Source organism: Clostridium thermosuccinogenes, assembly GCF_002896855.1.
Classification (GTDB): domain Bacteria; phylum Bacillota; class Clostridia; order Acetivibrionales; family DSM-5807; genus Pseudoclostridium; species Pseudoclostridium thermosuccinogenes.
Genome location: NZ_CP021850.1, coordinates 1,401,181 through 1,422,001, shown reverse-complemented (window position 1 = coordinate 1,422,001; position 20,821 = coordinate 1,401,181). Strand labels below are relative to the sequence as shown.

The 20,821-nt window shown below is 44.2% G+C and carries 16 protein-coding genes and 1 other annotated feature (1 of these 17 cut by a window edge); of the genes, 1 reads left to right on the top strand and 15 read right to left on the bottom strand.

Translation table 11 applies throughout. From position 1 onward, the window contains the following. Positions 1–126: a binding site (T-box leader), on the bottom strand (it extends 138 nt beyond the left edge of the window). 56 nt (positions 127–182) lie between these two features. The 6 genes from CDO33_RS06110 to CDO33_RS06085 form a co-directional block, all read right to left on the bottom strand. Then, entirely contained in the window at positions 183–1,103 is a 921-nt protein-coding gene (locus CDO33_RS06110) for an AraC family transcriptional regulator (RefSeq protein WP_103080246.1), read from the bottom strand. Between the two features lie 183 nt (positions 1,104–1,286). After that, positions 1,287–1,571, bottom strand: coding sequence for a helix-turn-helix transcriptional regulator (locus CDO33_RS06105; RefSeq protein ID WP_103080245.1), 285 nt, complete (start codon positions 1,569–1,571; stop codon positions 1,287–1,289). Beyond that, positions 1,564–1,929: a type II toxin-antitoxin system RelE/ParE family toxin gene (locus tag CDO33_RS06100; RefSeq protein WP_103080244.1), complete on the bottom strand. Its 366-nt coding sequence runs from the start codon at positions 1,927–1,929 to the stop codon at positions 1,564–1,566. Before CDO33_RS06100 ends, CDO33_RS06105 begins: the two co-directional genes overlap by 8 nt. Positions 1,930–2,217: 288 nt before the next feature. Continuing rightward, entirely contained in the window at positions 2,218–3,732 is a 1,515-nt protein-coding gene (locus tag CDO33_RS06095; protein ID WP_103080243.1) for a hypothetical protein, read from the bottom strand. Then, positions 3,729–4,286, bottom strand: a complete 558-nt coding sequence (locus CDO33_RS06090; RefSeq protein WP_103080242.1) for an RNA polymerase sigma factor — start codon at positions 4,284–4,286, stop codon at positions 3,729–3,731. Before CDO33_RS06090 ends, CDO33_RS06095 begins: the two co-directional genes overlap by 4 nt. Positions 4,287–4,402: 116 nt before the next feature. Beyond that, entirely contained in the window at positions 4,403–4,681 is a 279-nt protein-coding gene (locus tag CDO33_RS06085) for a hypothetical protein (RefSeq protein WP_103080241.1), read from the bottom strand. Between the two features lie 495 nt (positions 4,682–5,176). Here CDO33_RS06085 and CDO33_RS06080 point away from each other — a divergent pair, with 495 nt between their 5' ends. Further along, positions 5,177–6,238, top strand: coding sequence for a zinc-binding dehydrogenase (locus tag CDO33_RS06080; RefSeq protein WP_103080240.1), 1,062 nt, complete (start codon positions 5,177–5,179; stop codon positions 6,236–6,238). A gap of 216 nt (positions 6,239–6,454) precedes the next feature. Here the strand turns inward: CDO33_RS06080 and CDO33_RS06075 are convergent, their stop codons facing one another. The 9 genes from CDO33_RS06075 to gltB form a co-directional block, all read right to left on the bottom strand. Further along, complete coding sequence (locus CDO33_RS06075) at positions 6,455–7,255, bottom strand: class I SAM-dependent methyltransferase (RefSeq protein WP_103080239.1); 801 nt, start codon at positions 7,253–7,255, stop codon at positions 6,455–6,457. Between the two features lie 522 nt (positions 7,256–7,777). Next, entirely contained in the window at positions 7,778–8,785 is a 1,008-nt protein-coding gene (hypE, locus tag CDO33_RS06070) for a hydrogenase expression/formation protein HypE (RefSeq protein WP_103080238.1), read from the bottom strand. 229 nt (positions 8,786–9,014) lie between these two features. After that, positions 9,015–10,106 (bottom strand): hydrogenase formation protein HypD, encoded by a 1,092-nt coding sequence (hypD, locus tag CDO33_RS06065; RefSeq protein ID WP_103080237.1) that lies wholly within the window; start codon positions 10,104–10,106, stop codon positions 9,015–9,017. Then, a complete protein-coding gene (locus CDO33_RS06060; RefSeq protein ID WP_103080236.1) occupies positions 10,099–10,323 on the bottom strand; it encodes a HypC/HybG/HupF family hydrogenase formation chaperone in 225 nt (74 codons plus the stop codon). The genes hypD and CDO33_RS06060 overlap by 8 nt, the downstream gene beginning before the upstream one ends. 182 nt (positions 10,324–10,505) lie before the next feature. Beyond that, positions 10,506–11,630 (bottom strand): aldo/keto reductase, encoded by a 1,125-nt coding sequence (locus CDO33_RS06055; RefSeq protein WP_103080235.1) that lies wholly within the window; start codon positions 11,628–11,630, stop codon positions 10,506–10,508. A 190-nt stretch (positions 11,631–11,820) separates the two neighbouring features. Beyond that, entirely contained in the window at positions 11,821–13,566 is a 1,746-nt protein-coding gene (locus tag CDO33_RS06050) for an ABC transporter ATP-binding protein (RefSeq protein WP_103080234.1), read from the bottom strand. 2 nt (positions 13,567–13,568) lie between these two features. Then, positions 13,569–14,000 carry a MarR family winged helix-turn-helix transcriptional regulator gene (locus tag CDO33_RS06045; protein ID WP_103080233.1) on the bottom strand — a complete coding sequence of 144 codons (432 nt, stop codon included), beginning with the start codon at positions 13,998–14,000 and terminating at the stop codon, positions 13,569–13,571. 538 nt (positions 14,001–14,538) lie between these two features. Beyond that, the gene (locus CDO33_RS06040) at positions 14,539–16,023 is read right to left on the bottom strand and encodes a glutamate synthase subunit beta (protein ID WP_103080232.1); all 1,485 of its coding nucleotides are present in this window, start codon (positions 16,021–16,023) and stop codon (positions 14,539–14,541) included. A 90-nt stretch (positions 16,024–16,113) separates the two neighbouring features. Beyond that, entirely contained in the window at positions 16,114–20,706 is a 4,593-nt protein-coding gene (gltB, locus tag CDO33_RS06035; protein WP_103080281.1) for a glutamate synthase large subunit, read from the bottom strand. Positions 20,707–20,821 lie beyond the last annotated feature (115 nt).

Sequence of the window (20,821 nt, the reverse complement as noted above, 5' to 3'; positions counted from 1 at the left end):
TGGGACAATATCCTTTCGGTTCACAGCTCAAAGGCTACTTCCATGCTTCCGTCACGAAGATTTTCACCACCCATCTTCTCTCTCTGCTTCAGGAGAGCATGTACTCCTCCTTATCAACGCCATTTTGCTTGTGTTCGCTTGTTTTTTTATATGATATTATATTATACTCAGGAAGTCAACATTTATGTTCCAGATTTTGTATTAAGCTGCCTTACCGGCCTTGCTTCAATGTAGCCTCTATATCCCATAGGTGCAAGCTGGAACCGGGGGCCATCTTCATCTGCCCATCTGAATCCATAAATCTCAGGATTATAATTCTTCATAGCTTCCCACAAGTCGCCTATCGCCTCCTGGAATTTATCATCCTCATAGGGCTGTCCTTGGAAAACCATCATTTTGCATGGTGGAAGGTCAATTATTTCAAATCCTTCCGGAACCTCACCTGAGTAATCCTCCGGCACTTCTACACCCTGGGCATATATGGATGTTCCAGGCTTTCTTAAATTTTCAGGCAGCCACATGCCGATAGGCTCATAAATAGCCTCTTTAATGCTGCAAAGCATGCTCCAAACATCACATCCTACTTCTTCACAGTATTCAAAGTAATGGGTTGCTTTTACACCACGTTTTAAAATCAATTTTCTTGCAGGGCGCTCAATAACTTGAACGAAAACAGTGTTTGTGTTGTTGTTCTTTGTCATTTTATTCACTCCTTTTTGCAACATGAGGTAGTAATCACAGATACGCCTTGGCATAAAAAGCTTCAACGGCGGCTTATTTTTGCAATAATCTTGCGGCGTCATGCCAAATTGCTTGGAGAAGGCTCTTGTAAAGCCTTCGTGGGAATCAAAGACGAAGTCAAGCGCTACATCAATTATTTTCACATTGTCGTCCCTTAACTTGATAGCAGCTCTTGACAGCCGAAGTTCCCGAATGTACGCAAAGGGCGTCTTACCTGTCAATTCCTTGAAAATTCTCGCGGAATGCCAGGGTGAGTATCCTGCAGCTTTTGCAAGCATATGAAGAGATATCGGATCCGTAATATGCTCATCAATATAATCCTGCATGCGCTGAACAGCATTTATCTTTTCCCAACTATCCATGATTTCTCCTCCTGTATATAGAGTAACAGGAATAAATAATAATTACTTGACTTGCTTTGCTGAACTTATATGAAATTGTATTACAATTTGAAAAAACTTACAATAAAAATGACCATCATGTGAAAAATTACACATATCAAAAAAGACACTGATTTCTCAGTGCCTTATACGATCTCAATATCTTTACTTCAAAATTACCTGTATCTCTTTCCCAAGACATCGAGCAACCTTAATTAGAAAGTCAAGAGAAGGATTATACGTTCCACTTTCTAGGCGGCTGATATTGGACTTCTGAGTACCAACCCGAAGTGCTAATTCTTCCTGGGTAATGTTTTGGCTTGTTCGCGCCTCAATGATTTGAGAAATTATATCATAGCGCGGCTTTAGTTTCTCGTATTCTGTTTTGAATTCTTCATCTTTCATTAAAAGTTCTTTTACTTCTGAAAACTTTATTCCAGCTTTACTCATCATCACACCTTCTTTCATAATCTTCTTTATAACGCAGTGCCCGGTCAAGCTCCCTTTGTGGTGTTTTTTCAGTTTTTTTCGTAAATCCATGGAGTAGTACAAAGGTATTTTGCCGGTATGTAAAATAGAATATTCGGCTAATATTTGACGCAAATTTTACTCTCAGTTCAAAAAGCCCTTTGTACTGTTCACCTTTTATAGCCTTTACGTAAGGCTCTCTCAACTTAGGTCCATGTTTTTCAAGCAGTTCTATTTCACTAAAGACTTTTGCTCGCATTTTAGTATCTAATGAAAGCAAATAATCAAGGACAGGTATACTTCCATCTTTCTTTTTGTAGTATTCCACTTGCCACTTCATGATACACCTCCAATATTAGTGTATATCATGCTATATAAATATGTTATCATATATGATAACTCACATCAAGAGGCTTGACATATTTATTAGACACATTTATTAAATATAATAAAACAAAAATAAAGTATCAATCTTTTCAAAATATTTCGTTGCAGTATTTTTACCGAAAGAAATGCTCCTCATCATATTCCAATTATATCTTCTTACTTGATACTCTTATCAAACATTTCTTGCATAAATCTGCAATCTATGCTCTTTACATACGATCGTATTACATATTTTTGTATTTTACTTTTCCACCGGTCTTATCTCTAAGTAGTAATGCTCTTTCATAAGATCAAGCTCCACCTTGGTGATCCCTTGAGATAAGTTGAAACCGAAATTCTGACGGACAATTTCGATATTTTCTGTGGAGGTTAACTCCGCAGTCAGAGCGTTAAAATGCAAGTTGCTTCCCAACCGGGTCACCATATCGTAACCCTGTATGCCGATGTTTTCAGACCCGGAACAGGCAAAATCGTAGCTTGGTTTCTTATACATATCTGCTACGACAGAAATACTGCCACCGGCAGGTATCGTCACCTCAAACTCCAGATAGAATACGCGTTGAAGAGTTCTAGTTTCTGAAATTATAACCTCCAGCATTCCATACTTGTATCGGTCACGAACCGACTCAGAAAGCACTCCGTATTGAAGTAAAAATTCTGAAACAGCGCCGAGGAACATATCCTTGGGTACCATAAGAAAGCTTTTATCATCATATTGTTCATAGAAATCATCAATGAGCTCTACTAAAACATCAGAAAGAACACGCTCTGTTCGTGTGATTGTCGCCGATACACCATCCAGCTCATTGCCTTTTTCACAGGCACCGGTTTTGTATCCCTGCAAAGTATAATCGCCTATGTCGTCTCCAATTACAATGAGCATTTTTGTACTTTTTCTCGAAGCTTCATTCTTTGGTACAAAGTAGTCAAACTGCCTGAATCCGTCTTCACCAATAGCACTACCTTCAAAACCATATTGCAAAATGGTGGTCTTATCAGGGTCAATATTAAAGGATATGGCTTGTGTTGCCGCTTCATACTCTTCAGGTGCCTTAAAATCTGAAAAGCTGTACACAATAACTTTCTGGGATAGCACGGGATATGGTTTGAAAGCGTCCCTCTGGTAACTGCCATCCTCCAAAAGCGCTTTATATCCCTCCCAGCTGTTTAGCAATAGCAAATTGGAGCTTCCATCCGGATCGTTTGCGCCATACACACCGGTAAATCCTCCGGAATAGCCTCCTGCATATAGTGTGCATGGAATTTCCCGTCCATTTACGGTAATGACAGGCATCAGCTGCTGTAGTTCATTAAAGCTTCCGGCAAAAGGGTAAATAACTTTTACCTTTTTTTCCTCAGGGGAAGAATTGCTTAAGGTGTAGCTGTCCTTTACCTTTGCCCCCCAGACACGAACGCTATCTTCACTTTTTAAAGAAAAATCATAGCTAATGTTACGAAGGGCAGTTATTGTGCTGTCCTCCTCACTCAAAATCAGTGGGAATACAGGTCCCGCATAGGACATAAAAATACTGCCCTCTCCGTGTCCTGCACCGCCGCTTCCTGATCTTCCGCCAAAAGGAAGGAAATTTTGCTGTATAAGTGCAGCTATAATGCTGACAGCCATGACTGTGCAAGCAGCGATAGCTGTCCATTTCCTCCAACCTGCGGACTGCTTTTTTAGCTTCGCTGTTCTTGCTTCTTCAATATATTCATCCCGCACTTCGGTTATAGCATCAAAGATTTTCTTTTCTTTCATATCGAAATCCCCTCCATTTCCAAGGCCTTTTTCAGACTCTGCCGCAAACGATACAAGCGTCCTGCCATCTTATTTGCCGATGTTCCACATTCCTTGGCCAGCAAATCTACAGCATCTCCAAACCAGTAACGCCGCAGAAACAGAACACGGTTGTCGGTGGACAATGTGCCCAGCCAACGGTCAATTGCCCATGCCAGCTGCTTTACTTCGACCGCAGCTTCTACGGTTTTAGTTGCGGGGACGCATTCACTAAGCTCGGAAAGCAGCATTTCCGCGCCATTGTACCGCTTTTTGGCTCTTTGCTCATGCCAACGGTTAATTGAAAGGTTACGGGTGATTCTCCCGAGGTATGCACCAAGAGATTTTGGTTTTTCCGGAGGAATGGCATTCCATGCTTTTACATAAGTATCATTAACAACTTCCTCGCTGTCCCAATGATTGGACAGGATATTCAACGCAATCCCATGAAGCATCCGACCATACTTAGAATCGGTTTCACTGATCGCGGTTTCAATGCGAGCATTATACAGCTCAATAATTTGCAAGTCCTCCATATGCATCCCCCTTTCACCGAAAAATTGAAGGCCTTCATCTAAATAGACAGGATTTTAATGAAAATATTCGCCACAAAAATTAAATTTGAAAATATTTCATCTATTTCCACCCATGCTTACATCAAAAGCTGCTGTAAGATTTCAAATATTACTTCGGATGAAACACCTTTTGCGTTAAGTTCCACCAGGACATCCCCATACAACACACTGAATTTCATTCGCTGGCCAGGCTCATCCCCTGAGTCTGAAACCTCATAAGTCCGTGCCAGTACCGCGTCAAGGGTCAGTTCATCTATGAGAAAGATGGGGTTGTCAAGGGCAGTGCGATACAGTCTGTTTTCATGTTTTGTCACAACCGCTTCAAAGTCCTCCGGCCGATAGGACTTATATGCCATTCGCTTCACCTCTTTCCACCTATATACGCTTTAGACGACGGAAAGGCTGCAAAGTTTGCCAAAAATATAGCAACTTTTTTAATACATGATATAGACATATAAGTGGACACATTGGAAAGGCATATCCATCTTTCCCATAGCTACATTTTTTATCATTATTTTACTATAGGCCAAATAGGAGCAAATCAACGATTTTTCGATTGAGTTGCTAACAGGGCATTCTTGAAAGCACATCAAAAAATAATGCTGCTACTGCCGAAGCTATATTTTATTCAATCTCATGAATAAAGAAAATTTCTTACCAGGCATACTAAAGCTAGGTTTTTAGGTTGGTTTATTTACATTAAGAGTTTTATTTGAATACTGCTACCTTTGTGCCGATACCCTGTCCTTTATTCTTAGTTTACATAAATATTTCTATTGATTTATTGTCCATCTAGTGCTATGATGAACTATAGATTGACAATATTTTAACAACCCATGGAGGTCTTATATATGAAAGGATTTGGAGTATTAGAAAAAGGCAAAGTAGGTTGGATGGAAAAACCAGACTATGTTTGTGGTCCTGACGATGCTATAGTTCGCCCTCTTGCGATTTCACCCTGTTCTTCCGACGTTCACTCGGCCTATGAGATGGAAGGACCACACTTGAAGAATAGAATACTCGGTCATGAATGTGTTGGAGAAGTAATAGAAGTCGGCGCCAATGTAAAAGACTTCAAGGTTGGCGACAGGGTTGCGATCCCATGTACCACTCCCACATGGAAGCATCCCGATATTCAGGATGGAACGCACCAGGATGCAGGTGGCTTGTTTACTGCCATAAATTTCTCAAATTATGAGGATGGAACTTTTGCAAATCAGGTAAAAGTTCGTTCTGCTGATATGAATCTGGGATTGATCCCCCAAGGTGTATCTCTCGAGTCCGCTGTTATGGCAACAGATATGATGACCACCGGATTTTACGGCTCTGAGCTGGCAGACGTGAAATTTGGGGACACTGTGGTGGTCTTTGGAATCGGACCTGTTGGTTTGATGGCCGTAGCAGGCGCAAAATTACGTGGGGCCGGAAGGTTAATTGCTGTTGGAACAAGACCTAATTGCGTGGAGCTTGCAAAAGAGTATGGAGCAACAGACATAGTAAGCTACAAAGATGGTGACCTTATTGAGCAGATTATGAAGCTTACTGGCGGTAAGGGTGCTGATGCTGCCATTGTTGCAGGCGGAGGTGCTGAAGCTCTGAACAATGCCATAGCTGTAGTAAAAGCCGGAGGAGGAAATGTGGCAATGCTTGAGGTTATCACTGAAACTGAAGTATTGAGCATCCCTAATGCATATATTGCAGGATTCCTATCCCATAAGACCATAAAAGGAGGCCTCTGCCCTGGCGGAAGAAAGAGAATTGAAAGACTCCTTTCCATGATAAAGGCAGGAAGGGTTGATCCCAGCAGAATGATAACTCATAGATTTAAGGGACTTGAATCAATTGAAGACGCCTTTTATCTCATGGCGAAAAAGCCAAAAGACCTTATAAAACCAATTGTGATAATGGAATAGGCTATATGGAAATACATGCAACTTTTTATGCAAATTGATTTTCTACGATAATTTAATGGGGCTTGTGAGCCAGTTTTGGGCTCACAAGCCCTTGATTTCACTATTTTCCCATATGCAATTCAGTTCTTTTTTTTTCATCCCAGATCACTCCTTGCTACATCGTCCACCAGGTTCAGGACGTTTAAAACATGTGGCATGAAATGAAAAAGGCAGTCTTTATTTTGAAGACACAAACATGCCGGCTTCCTTTGGGATTTTGATTACTCCCCTTTCGTCCTTGCAGTTTTCGAAGAATTCATCAAGGCCTTCCAAATCATTCTTATCAATCCTCAACATTAGCAACGAGGAATATATCCAATTCATCAAGTCTGCCGTTTCTGTTATTTCCAACGAATCTTCATACTCATACTTATCTACCTTTGAAAAGCTCTTGCCTAATATCTCCTTTCCGTTTTGCAGATTAAAGGGAAACGGCTGGCTGAAGGCATTTAACTGAGGTTTAAACTCCTGAAACCTATCATATAGATATTTTTGCATTCCATTCACTCCTGTAGTTGTGGCATAAAATTTACCGCCCGGCTTCAAGACACGATAAACTTCCGATATCGCCTTTTGCAAGTCAGGAACGTGATAAAGCATGGAATTTGCTATTACTATATCAAATGTATTATCGGGATAAGGTATATCCTGAATATCTATCAGCTCCGTTGAGACAAAAGAATAATCTTTGAATTTCTCTTTGACAATCTCTATCATACCTTCGGAAATGTCGGAAAGGACAAGGCTGGTTCCGGCAGGCAGCTTCTCCATTCTGTTCTCCCACATGCTTCCGTTTCCGCATCCCAGCTCCAAAACCTTGCATCCATCGAAAAATTCATATAAATCGAACATCCAATTGGTGTACCCATATTTGTTGGTGCTGTATTTTTGGTGCAACTTAATCCTGATATCTAAGTTGCTGTCATCCTTATATTGCTGTCTTAACATTGAAGCATTATTAATATTGGACATCATCATCACCTTACCTCACAATATAATCACTAGGTGTATCCCCTTTTACTACTGATCAATATTCAACCTCAACTTCGCTAGGACTTCTTATACGCACTCCTTTATACCCGAATACTCTGCACCTATTGCATCTGCAATTATGTTGTCACCGACTTATACTTAACTAATTTTCTGGAACTCCACCCTAATTAATCATCTGGTAAAAAGAAGAAGCCATGGTGTATGTTACTATTCTATCCCAGCAAATTTATATAATCAAGAAAAAACACAGGAGAACGTCAGTATTGTTTCCTGTGCTTTAATTCATGATAATTGAAGAAATCAGTCGATGTAATCCCTTAAATCATATATCCTAAGCTTAAAGCTAAAGCCTTTGATTCTTGTAGATAACCTGCATTCCGCATAAATCACAATTATTCAAAGAGATTACTTATTGAATTCTTACTTATCTCATATTTAGCTATAACGAAATATTTGCTCCTAAATAGCCTCTTTACCCGGCACAGCAATATCTACCATCCGGTTAATTCAGCAAATCCTCGGCAGCTGATCCCCCGTCAGCATGTCCACTATCCTGCTGCCGCCGGTCACAGTTTTCATAACAACCCTTTTGGCCGGGGTATCGATAACCTCCCCTATCACACAGGAGTCAACCCCATACCTTTGCTTTTTCAGGACTTCCAAAATGGTATTTACAGAAGCTTCCGGAGCAATGATGATCATCTTTCCTTCGTTGGCCATATACAGCGGGTCCATTCCCAGCAGTTCACATACCCCCCTGACTTCATTCCTTACAGGTATTTTTTCTTCAAATATACGTATGCCCACATTGCTCTGGATGGCAATCTCATTTAATGTGGTTCCCAGGCCGCCTCGGGTCGGATCTCTCAAAACATGCACATCGCTTGCCGCTGCCAGGACTTCTCCCATCATCCCGCTTAAGGGAGCACAGTCACTTTGAATATCCGACGAAATATCCAGGCCCTCCCTTTCCAAAAGGATGGAGCAGCCGTGATCGCCTATATATCCTGTTATTATGACTTTATCGCCGGGTTTGGCATTGGACCCGGATATATTTATGCCGGCAGGAACAACTCCGATGCCGGATGTATTTATGAAAACCTTATCCGCAGCGCCCTTCTGCACAACCTTGGTGTCCCCGGCAACAATTTTCACGCCGCATTCCCGGGCCGTCTCTCCCATGGATGCCGCTATCCTCTCCAGGTCTGCAAGGGGAAATCCTTCTTCTATAATAAAGCCGCAGCTCAAATACATGGGGTGGGCTCCGCAGGCAGCCAAATCATTCACCGTCCCGCATACGGAAAGCTTTCCTATGTTTCCCCCCTTGAAGAAAACAGGACTGATGACAAAGGAATCGGTGGTAAACGCAATTTTCCCCTGCGGAACATCAAAGCAGGTTGCATCATTACCCTGCAGCAGGGTATCATTGGCAAAATGCTTGTTAAATATTTCTCTTACTAATTCATGGGTAAGTTTACCCCCGCTTCCATGGGCGAGGGTGATTATATCTTTCATGTTTTTTCTCCTTATCATTCTCCTTTGCTGTTATGACTGCCGTAATCTGACGCAAGCTTCCATCAGCCTTTACAGCAGAATGTGGTTAGGTTATCACCTGGCATTGCCGGTTAACAGTGCTGGTTAACAGTAATGTTCCCCAGCGCAAACGTTGATGGTAATATTTCCCACTGTCAACAAAGCAATAAAACCCGGAATTTTATTGTCGGCTCTCAGCTCTATAATAGCATCACCGCTTCATGTCATACTTGTAATAAGCCGCGCAGGTACCCTCGGAGGATACCATGCATGCGCCCACCGGATTTTCAGGCGTACATATAGTATTAAACAGTTTGCACTCCTTCGGTGTCCTCTTTCCTTTTAAAACCTCTCCACACAGACACCCTTTGGGATCGCTGTGATCCGTAACTTGTATGTCAAACACTTTCCAAGCATCATAATCTGCGTATGCATCCCTCATCTTCAGACCGGAACCGGGTATCAATCCGATTCCTCTCCACCTGGCGTCACATGGTTCAAAAACTTCATAAAGCCTGGCCAGGGCCACAGGGTTGCCTTCGGGATTAACAGCCCTTTTATAGCCGTTCTCCGATAGTACCCTGCCGCTCATTATGTTTGACACAAGCCTTATTATGGCATGGAGGATATCCAGGGGCTCAAATCCGGCTATTACACCCGGCATGCCGTACTTTTCGGCAATTTCATCGTACATGGCGGTACCGGTTATTACACTTACATGACCGGGATAAATAAATCCGTCAATATTTACTTCAGGGTCCAAGCATAGGGTTTTCAGGACTTCAGGCATGGTTTTATTGGCCGACAGCAGGTAAAAGTTATTTATGCCTTCTTCCTTTGCTTTTATAACAGTCAGAGCAGAAACCGGAGTGGTGGTTTCAAAACCCACGGACAGGAAAACCACCTTCTTATCCGGGTTATTAGCCGCTATCTTCAATGAATCCAAAGGTGAATAGACAATCCTTATGTCTTTTCCGGAAGCTTTCTGCTCAAGCAGCGAAGAACCGTTGCCCGGTACTCTCATCATATCCCCGAAGGTGGTGATTATCACATCATCCATCTTTGACAATTCGATGGCTGCATCTATAAAATAGTTTGGAGTAACGCATACAGGACAGCCGGGTCCGGAAAGCAGCCTGACGCTTTCCGGCAGCACATCCCTTATACCAAACCTGAATATGGACATGGTGTGGGTGCCGCATACCTCCATCAGGTTTACGGGTCTTCCTTTGTATTCCGACAATATCCTTACCATTTTGCGGGCTGTATCTGAATTTCTGAACTCATCTATCAAATTATTCATGGGCAATATCCTTCATTTCTTCAAACATCCGTATCGTATCCAACGCTTCCTGCTCGTCCATTTTCTGTATGGCGCAGCCTGCATGAACCAATACATAATCTCCCACTTTCACACCGTCAAGCAGCTCTGTTGAAGCCTCCCTTTCAGCACCCATGATATCTACAACGCAGGTTTTTTCTGTGATTTTAACCACCTTACCGGGTATGGCAAGACACATATTAAACACTCCAATACTGATAATAAATTTCTATATTATTAATATCTCATTCCTCAACCTATAATATAAAAAAGCAAATTTAATGTAAACATTGATTTAGGCGCAAAAATCGCTTTTGCGCCTAAATAACCTTCAACCATCCTGTATTATTTTATCATGCCGGATTCATCATGTCAGCTTCATCATGCCAATGCTTTGGCTGTTTCCTTAAGCTGCTCACGTATTTTTAACTTCTGCGGGCACTTTTCCTCGCATAAGCCGCACTCTACGCATTCTTCAGCCTTTTTACCCTTCATCCAGTCCACGGTACCGATCTTTTTGTATTGCTCCCTGGCATGCTCGGTCAGTCCGTAAACCCGGTGATAGTTCATAAGCTGGAAGTTAAGAGGTATATTTACTTCCTGGGGACATGGCATGCAATAGTTGCATCCTGTGCAATAAAGCCCCGCCATACGCCGGTTTTCCTCCATGGAAGCTTTTATAGCCGCTACTTCAGCTTCACTGAGCGGCGATTCATTGGATGCTATCCTAGCATTCTCCTCCACCATCTCTATAGTGCTCATGCCGGACAATGCGCATGAAACACCGGGATTTGAAAGAACAAACCTTAAAGCCACTTCAGGACTGCTGGACACTTTGCCTGGAAGCAGATTCCTTATAACCTCTGAAGGGCTTCCCAGTCTTCCTCCTCCCACCGGGCCCATTACCACCACACCTAAACCTTTTTCCTTCGCATAGGCGATGGCTTCCTCATTCGATCTGTCCAGAAGGTTGTACTGACACAGCACGGTTTCGAAGTTCCCGGTATCAATGATCTTAATCATGTTTTCAGGCTTGTCATGGAAGGAGAAGGAAATATGCTTGATCAAGCCTTCCTCCTTGGCCTTGAAAGCAGCCTGCAGCGGGCCATTCTTCACATCAATCTTGTTTACATAAGTATCCCAATTTATGCCCCACATGTGGTAAAAATCAATATAATCCACATCCAGCTTTCTCAGGGATTTTTCCAGCCTTTCACGGTAGTGGTCTCCGGAATCATCTTCTATGGGGTTCTTGGTAGAAAGATATACCTTGTCTCTCCAGCCTTTAAGAGCTTTTCCCACAATTATTTCGCTTTCACCATTGCAGTAGCCTGGTGCGGTATCAATGTAATTAACTCCCAGTTCAAAGGCCCTGTGTATCATTTCTATGCTTTTCTCCGTGTCAAAAACACTCTTTCCGTCAATATTGGTCTGGGGCAGCCTCATGGCTCCGAAGCCGAGGGCGGAAATCTTTATACCGGTTTTTCCGAAATCTTTATACTGCATGTACACTCATCTCCTCTTAGAATTTTTATTTGATTATGCCTCACCTTATGCGTCATTCACAGGTATTACTCAAAAATTATGTCCTCTTAATAATAGTACATACAAAGTTTTTTATCAATTCTGCTTTGAGCTGTCCTATAGATGTAATTGCAAGCATCGGGACAATCCGGACCCGCAATTGCAAAAACCGTCATGCAACGATGCAACCACCGCTCTGCGCTTCGCACAGCTGACTGTAAAGCCCTTTCAGCTCCAGCAGCTCTTCATGCTTGCCTTTTTCTGTTATCTTTCCTTCCTTAATAACAATAATCTGGTCAGCTTTCTGGATGGTAGACAGGCGGTGGGCAATCACAATAGTAGTCCTGTTCTTCATCAGCTTCTCCAGTGCTTCCTGAATCAGTCTTTCCGTCTGGGTATCTACCGAAGAAGTGGCTTCATCCAGTATCAATATGGGAGCATCCTTAAGTATTGCCCGGGCAATGGATATCCTCTGCTTCTGCCCACCGGAAAGCTTCACTCCCCTTTCTCCCACCTGTGTGTTGTAACCATCCGCCAGCTCCATTATAAAATCATGGGCATTGGCAGCTTTGGCAGCAGCTATCACTTCTTCATCGCTGGCATCGAGCCTGCCGTAAAGTATATTCTCCTTTACGGTTCCATTGAACAGGAACACATCCTGGGATACAAAGCTCACCTGCTTTCTGAGGCTCGTCAAATCCATATCTCTTATATCTTTACCGTCAATCAAAATCTGTCCGGCATCAGGATCATAAAACCTGGGTATCAGATTGGCCAGCGTGGTCTTGCCCACTCCTGTAGGACCTACCAATGCCACCGTTTCTCCTGCTTTTGCCTTGAAGGAAATATCCTTGAGGACTGTAATTCCTTTTATATAGTCGAAGCTAACATTTCTAAATTCCAAATCCCCTTTCACCCTGTCTACCCGGATGGAATTCTGCTTGTCATAGTCTTCCACGCCTTCATCCAGTATTTCCAGCACTCTTTCCGCACTGGCCAGAGCCTGCTGGAGCCCTTCATTTATCCTTCCCAGGACGATAACCGGCTGATAGAAGGAGTTCAGGTACAGCAGGAAAGCCACCATGTTCTCCAGAGACAGCTGGTTTGAAAGGGCGAGAATGCCACCGAAAAATATTACTATAACTGTCCCCAGGCTGGATACAAACTCTATTCCGGGATGGAACAGATTGCTCAACCTCACTGCGTTTAATATTGACCGTGTATGGTCATATATGCTCTTACCTGTCCTTTTCAGCTCATACTCTTCCTTGGTGAAAACCTTTATTTCTTTGATCCCTGTAAAATTGTCCTGAAGTATGGAATTGACCTCCGCAATTTTCACCTGGGCATCCTTGAATCTGGGCCTGGAAATCTTGCTGAATTTAGCAACCAACCATATCAGAATAGGTACTGGAATCAAGGTATACAAAGTCAATTGTATGTTCAGGGATAAAAGTATTGAGGACACACCGATCAATGTCAGAGCATTCACTATCAGTGTCGGAATTGCATGAGCCAGCAACTCCTCAAAGTTTCGGGTATCATTCATCACCCTGGACATCAGCTCTCCGGTTTGCCTGTCCTGGAAGTATTTAAGAGGCAGCTTTTGCATGTGCTCATACATATAGCGCCGTATATCATTCAATATATACCAGGCCGAATAGTGGGATATGTAATCGGAACCAAACTGGGAAGCAGCTCTTATGAGATATGCAGCCAGGGCTGTGAGAGCAAGGATGGTAACCTGCTTCATGTCAATCTGATTGGAAGGCCCGTCTGTTATTATCTTGACAATATTTCGGATCATCCATGGAGCTACCATGTTCATCGCAGTGACTGTAATCATGCACAGTGTAGCCAGTGCAATATACCATTTATATGGCTTTGCAAAATGCAGCAGTGCTTTTAATTCTTTCATTATTATGTATCCTCCCTATCATTGCGCTCCAATTTTTCCAATAACCTTTTCAACGTCACTAATTCTTCTTCACTGAGGGCAGACATGCGGTTTATTATGTTTCTGTTTTGCTCCGGGATAAGCCTTGCCCTAAGCTTCATCCCCTCCTCGGTAAGCTTGATGAGCCATATTCTTCTGTCCTGTGCGCACCGTTCCCTGTATACCCAGTTATTTTCCATCATCCTGTCAATAAGCCCCGTCATGTTGCTGGCATTGCAGCTAAGCTCCTTTGCCAGCTCATTGGCAGAAATACCCTCCTCTCCTATATGATAAAGGGCATGGAACTGCGGCCAGGTAATTCCTCCCTCTGCCAGCTTATTCATTAAATCCTTTTTGACTTTGAAGCTGGTACGCTTTAGGGTATAGTAAACATCCAGAATCATATTATCATCCATCCCATCCCCTCCTTTCTTGACCGGTGGCAAACTTTGCAGCGTAATAATAACAAGAACAGATATATGGCAGTCATTTTGGTGAGGGTTAAAACCCTTTTGATTTTTAGAAAGCAAGCTTGCTGTGATGTACCGGTAAACTTACAATTTTAAACAACGGAAGAAATCGCGTAGTAATTTCAACACATCGTTTCAACGAGGCAGGAGATTTTAACTCACCGTCTATTATGAAAATTAAGTCCACCTATAAGAGGTGGGGGACACCTATAGCCTCGTTATAGCTGTATATACAATTATCATATGTAGTATTAAGGTATAAATATTTCACATGTGAATTATATACTAATAAACTAATTCAGTAAAGAGAAAAATGCCATTCCGAGAAAAATATTCTTTTATAGATATTAAAAAGATGTGGAAATTGAAAACAGGATATAGAAAGGGCATGCAAAAAGGATGTTCTTTTTAAGAACATCCCCTCATATTACACATCTTATATAATTATAACTTTATATAATGTATACCTTATAAATCCATACATTTACGGCAAATTTGTGTTTCCCATTAAATACCTGTCACATTCCCGGGCAGCGGCACGCCCTTCGTTTATTGCCCATACGACAAGGCTTTGGCCGCGGCGCATGTCACCAGCGCAGAATACCCCCTTCACATTGGTGGCAAACCTTCCGTATTCGGCTTTCACATTAGTCCTGCCGTCCTGTTCAATACCCAGCTGCTTTAGAAGCGTATCTTCAGGGCCTAAAAAGCCCATACAGATAAGAACTAACTGTGCAGGCCAGACTCTTTCCGTTCCTGGTATCTCCACAGGCATCATTCGTCCGGAATCATCCCTTTTCCATTCTATCTGCACGGTATGAACTTCCTTTACATTTCCTTCGGCATCCCCTGTGATCTTTTTGGTCATGATACAGTATTCCCGGGGATCCCTGCCATATAAGGCCGCAGCTTCCTCCTGGCCGTAATCCATTTTGTAAACTTTCGGCCATTGGGGCCAAGGATTATCATTTTGCCTTTCCTTCGGCGGCATCGGCATTATTTCAAACTGAACGACACTGTTGCATCCGTGGCGAAGAGATGTAGCCACACAATCGGTGCCTGTGTCTCCACCACCTATGACAATGACATCCTTACCTTTAGCGCTTATATATTTACCGTCTTTATGTCCGGAATCCAAGAGGCTCTTCGTATTCCTCCCCAGAAAATCCACTGCAAAATGAACGCCTTTCAAGTTTCGGCCTTCCACCTGCAGATCTCTTGGCTTTGTAGCCCCTCCGCACAGAACGACGGCATCAAACTCCTTCAAAAGCTTTTCAGCGGGATAGTCCTTTCCCACCTCCGTGCCTGTCACAAATTCCACACCTTCAGCAGCCATCAGATCTATCCGCCTTTGAACTATCTTTTTGTCCAGCTTCATGTTGGGTATGCCATACATCAAAAGACCGCCCGGCCTATCGGCACGCTCAAAGACAGTCACCATATGCCCTGCTTTGTTCAGCTGGTCCGCACATGCCAGACCGGAAGGTCCCGATCCCACGACTGCAACTTTTTTGCCTGTGCGCTGCTTTGGTGGTTCAGGCTTAATCCAGCCTTCCTCATAAGCACGGTCGATTATGGCACATTCATTGCTCTTGATGGTCACCTGCGGCTCATTTATGCCCATGGTGCACGACCCTTCACAGGGTGCGGGGCAAACCCTCCCTGTGAATTCGGGGAAATTATTGGTTTTATGAAGGCGTTCAAGGGCTTCCTTCCATCGCCCTCTATATATCAAATCATTCCATTCCGGAATCAGGTTATTTATAGGGCAACCGGAAGCCATCCCGTTAATCAATAGTCCGGAGTGGCAGAAAGGCGTGCCGCAGTCCATACAGCGGGCACCCTGTTTTCTCTGCTTTTCCTCATCCAGATGAAGATGAAATTCCTCCCAGTCCTTTATCCTTTCAAGAGGAGCCCTGTCAGGCGGAACTTCCCGCTTATATTCCAAAAATCCTGTTGGTTTACCCATAGCACTTCCTCCAATTTATCTTGATTTTGCAGCTTCAGTTAAATAAATCCCATATAGGCTGCAAAGTTGGCTTTTATAGTTATAAAATGTTTAGTTGCCGCTGATTCGAGCAAGATCACGGTTATTTGCTTCAAAGGCCGCCATAAGCGCTTCTTCTCCGCTGTATCCGCTTCTTTCCATATCCTTTATCGCTTTTAGCATGCGCTTGTAATCCTTGGGTATTACCCTGACGAATTTGGATACCATCTTATTCCATTGAGAAAGCACCCTTTTGCCGGTTTCGCTGCCGGTATAATTCACATGCTTTTGTATCATTTCCTTGACCATATTTATTTCTTCTATATCTTCCAGGGATTCCAGCTCTACCGACTCCATATTGCATTTTTTGCTAAAACCACCGGCTTCATCCAAAACATAGGCGATGCCTCCCGACATGCCTGCGGCAAAGTTCCGTCCTGTGGAACCAAGCACCACAACCCTGCCTCCAGTCATATATTCACATCCGTGGTCTCCGACAGCTTCTACTACCGCATTCAGTCCGCTGTTTCTGACGCAGAACCTTTCACCGGCAGCTCCGTTGATATATGCTTCACCACTGGTAGCTCCATAGAAGGCAACATTGCCGATTATTATATTCTCCTCCGGCGCAAAGGTTGAACCTTTGGGCGGATATACAATAATCTTGCCTCCGGACAGTCCTTTTCCTATATAGTCATTGGAATCCCCTTCCAGTATCAGAGTGATACCCTTTGGAACAAAGGCTCCGAAGCTCTGGCCTGCCGAACCTTTAAAGTTCAGGCAAATAGTATCCTCCGGCAACCCTTTGGATCCATATCTTTTTGTAACCTCGCTTCCAAGGATCGTACCTGTAACGCGGTTCGTATTGCGTATAGGCAGTATGGCGCTGACCTTTTCACCCTTTTCCAAGGCAGGCTTGCATATATCCAGGAGAACGTGGCAGTCAAGAGCTTTTTCAATCCCGTGATTCTGGGGCTTCACATAATGCCTTTCATCCTTCGATTCCGGCTGGTATAGGATGGGAGAAAGATCCAATCCTTTTGCCTTCCAGTGGTCAACAACCTTTTTGACTTCCAACTTATCGGAACGGCCTACCATCTCATCTACGGTGCGGAAGCCCAGCTTAGCCATTATCTCTCTCAATTCCTGAGCTACGAAGCGCATAAAGTTGACCACATGCTGGGGATCTCCTGCAAATCTCCTGCGCAATTCGGGATTCTGGGTGGCTATACCCACAGGGCATGTATCCAGGTTGCAAACCCTCATCATCACGCATCCCAGAACCACCAGAGGAGCAGTGGCAAAGCCGAACTCTTCAGCGCCCAGGAGGGCAGCTATCGCCACATCCCGGCCTGTCATAAGCTTGCCGTCGGTTTCAACAACGATACGGCTTCTCAAGTTGTTTAACAGGAGGGTCTGGTGGGTTTCCGCCAGTCCCAGCTCCCATGGAAGACCTGCATGCCTTATGCTGGTTCTCGGAGAAGCTCCGGTACCACCATCATAACCGCTTATCAGAACCACATCGGCATGTCCCTTGGCTACTCCTGCGGCTATGGTGCCTACGCCTACCTCAGAAACCAGCTTGACACTGATGCGGGCGTCCCGGTTGGCATTCTTCAGGTCATGGATAAGCTCCGCCAAATCCTCAATGGAATAAATATCGTGATGCGGTGGCGGTGAAATCAGACCTACTCCGGGTGTTGAATGCCTTACCTTGGCAACCCAGGGATAAACCTTGCGCCCCGGAAGTTGCCCGCCTTCGCCGGGCTTTGCCCCTTGAGCCATTTTTATCTGTATCTCTTTTGCATTCACCAGGTATTCACTGGTCACTCCAAAACGCCCGGAAGCCACCTGCTTGATGGCACTATTTTTGGAATCCCCACTGGCATCGGGAATGAAGCGCGCCGGGTCCTCTCCGCCTTCTCCCGTATTGCTCTTTCCGCCGATTCTATTCATCGCAATTGCCAAGGCCTCATGGGCTTCCTGGCTGATGGAGCCGTAGGACATGGCTCCGGTTTTGAAGCGACGGCAGATGGATTCCACCGATTCCACCTCATCTATGGGAATCGGATTTTCAGAAAACTTGAATTCCATGAGCCCTCTTATAGTGCAAAGGCTTTGAGTCTGCTCATTCAAAAGCTTTGAATACTCCTTGAACATTTCATAATTATTAGTGCGGCAAGCATATTGAAGCTTATGGATGGTCTCAGGGTTATACATATGATATTCGCCATTCCTCCGCCATTGATACTGTCCGCCGCTTTCCAGCGTCATATTTACAGGAGAGCGCTCGCAGTATGCAGCCGAATGGTGCATTGCAGCTTCTTTTGCTATAATATCCATATCAATGCCGCCTATCCTTGAGGGGGTATTGGTAAAATACTTGTCAATCACCGACTGCTGCAGACCTATTGCCTCAAATATCTGAGCCCCCTGATAGCTCTGGATTGTTGAAATGCCCATTTTGGACATTACCTTTACCACGCCTTTTACAGCAGCTTTAATATATTTATTTACGGCATGCTCATAGTCCGTTTTTTCCAGCATGCCCTGGTTTATAAGGCTGTCAATGGTTTCATAAGCCAGATAGGGATAGATAGCTGAAACACCATAGCCCAAAAGCAAAGCGAAATGATGAACTTCACGAGGTTCCCCCGACTCCAGAATTATAGCGACTTTGGTGCGGGTGCCCTGGCGTATCAGGTGGTGATGCAGGCCGGCTACCGCTAAAAGGGCAGGTATGGCCGCCTTTTCCGGACAGATGCCCCTGTCGGTAAGAATCAAAAGGTTTGCTCCACCCTTTATCTCATCGTCCGCATGGCTGAACAGCTCACTCAGGGCTTTCTCAAGACCCTGACCTCCATCCGCAGGATTAAAGAGGATGGGCAGGGTAACAGCTTTGAATCCCGGCTCTTTAATGTTTTTCAGCTTGGCAAATTCTTTGCTGCTTAAGACAGGCAGCTTTATCTTTATCTGACGGCAGCTTTCCGGCGAAGGATTAATTAAATCGCCTTCCGAACCTATCATGGTTTCGGTGGATGTTATTATCTCCTCACGGATAGCATCAATGGGCGGATTGGTAACCTGGGCGAAAAGCTGTTTAAAATAGTTGTATAAAAGCTGGGGCTTGTCGGAAAGCACAGCAAGAGGAGTGTCGGTTCCCATGGAACCCACCGCCTCTACCCCGTCCCTGGCCATTGGAATTATAACCTTGGTCAGCTCTTCATAGGTATAGCCAAAAGCCTTCTGCCGCTGTACGGTAGTCTCGGTGCTTCTGTCTTCTTTTGCCTGAACCTCAGGCAGCTTTTCCATATCCAGAAGATATCTGTCCAGCCACTCCCGGTATGGGTTGGCGCTGGCAATATTATGCTTTAACTCATCGTCGTTAACTATGCGTCCTTCCCTTGTATCTATAAGCAACATCCTGCCTGGTCTGAGCCTTTCCTTGCATAGCACATTCTCTGCCGGTATATCCAGGACTCCTACCTCCGAAGCCATTATTACCATGTCATCCTTTGTAACATAATAACGGGCAGGCCTCAGCCCGTTTCTGTCCAAAACGGCTCCCACCACAATACCGTCGGTGAATGCCATGGCTGCAGGGCCATCCCATGGTTCCATCAGGCAGCTGTGATATTCATAGAATGCTTTTTTCTCATCGCTCATGCTTTCATGGTTGGACCAGGGTTCCGGTATCATCATCATGGCCGCATGAGGCAGGGAACGCCCGGTCAGCGAAAGAAATTCCAGGCAGTTGTCAAACATGGCCGAATCACTTCCATCCTGGTTTATAATCGGCAGAACCTTGGACATATCATCCCCGAAAAGATCGGATTTCAAAGCAGCCTGGCGCGCATTCATCCAGTTGACATTTCCCCTCAGCGTGTTGATCTCTCCATTATGGATGATATAGCGGTTAGGATGGGCTCTCTCCCAGCTGGGAAAGGTATTGGTGCTGTAACGGGAATGCACTAAAGCAATGGCGCTTTCAACTCTCGGGTCCTTAAGGTCGGGATAGAATTCATCCACTTGTTCCGCCGTCAGCATTCCTTTATATACGATGGTCCTGGAAGAGAGACTTGCCACATAAAAATATTCATCATTGTCTTTTTCAGCATAACGGATTGACTTCTCCGCCAGCTTGCGGATCACATAAAGCTTCCTCTCAAAATCCATGTCATCTTTTAAATCTTCACTGCGTCCGATAAAAATCTGCCTTATGCAAGGCATGCATGCCTTTGCCGTATCACCCAGGGAGCTGTCGTCACAGGGCACCGTTCTCCATCCCAGGAATATCTGCCCTTCTTCTCTTATGATATCCTCCAGCTTTTTTTCGCACTGTTCTCTCCGGTCAGCATCCGGGGAAAAGAAAACCATTCCGACGCCGTACTTTCCTGGTTGTGGCAAATCAAAGCCCAGCTTTGTGGACTCATATTTAAAGAATTCATGAGGCAGCTGTATCAATATTCCTGCTCCGTCACCCGTATTTTCCTCCGATCCGCTGCCTCCACGGTGGGAAAGGTTCTTGAGGGCGGTAATGGCATGCCTTACAATGGCATGGGACTTCTTACCTTTTATATTCACCACAAAGCCAATGCCGCAAGCATCGTGCTCGAATTGAGGGTCGTAGAGTCCCTGTTTTTGGGGTACATCCTTTTGATTCATATCCAACACCTTTCTTTCCTTATATGACCTTTTATTTTCCAACAGCATAGTTGTTAGCGTAAAAAAAGACGCACTCAACCAAAGGCTTTTGACTCTTCGTTGAGTGCGTCTTGCA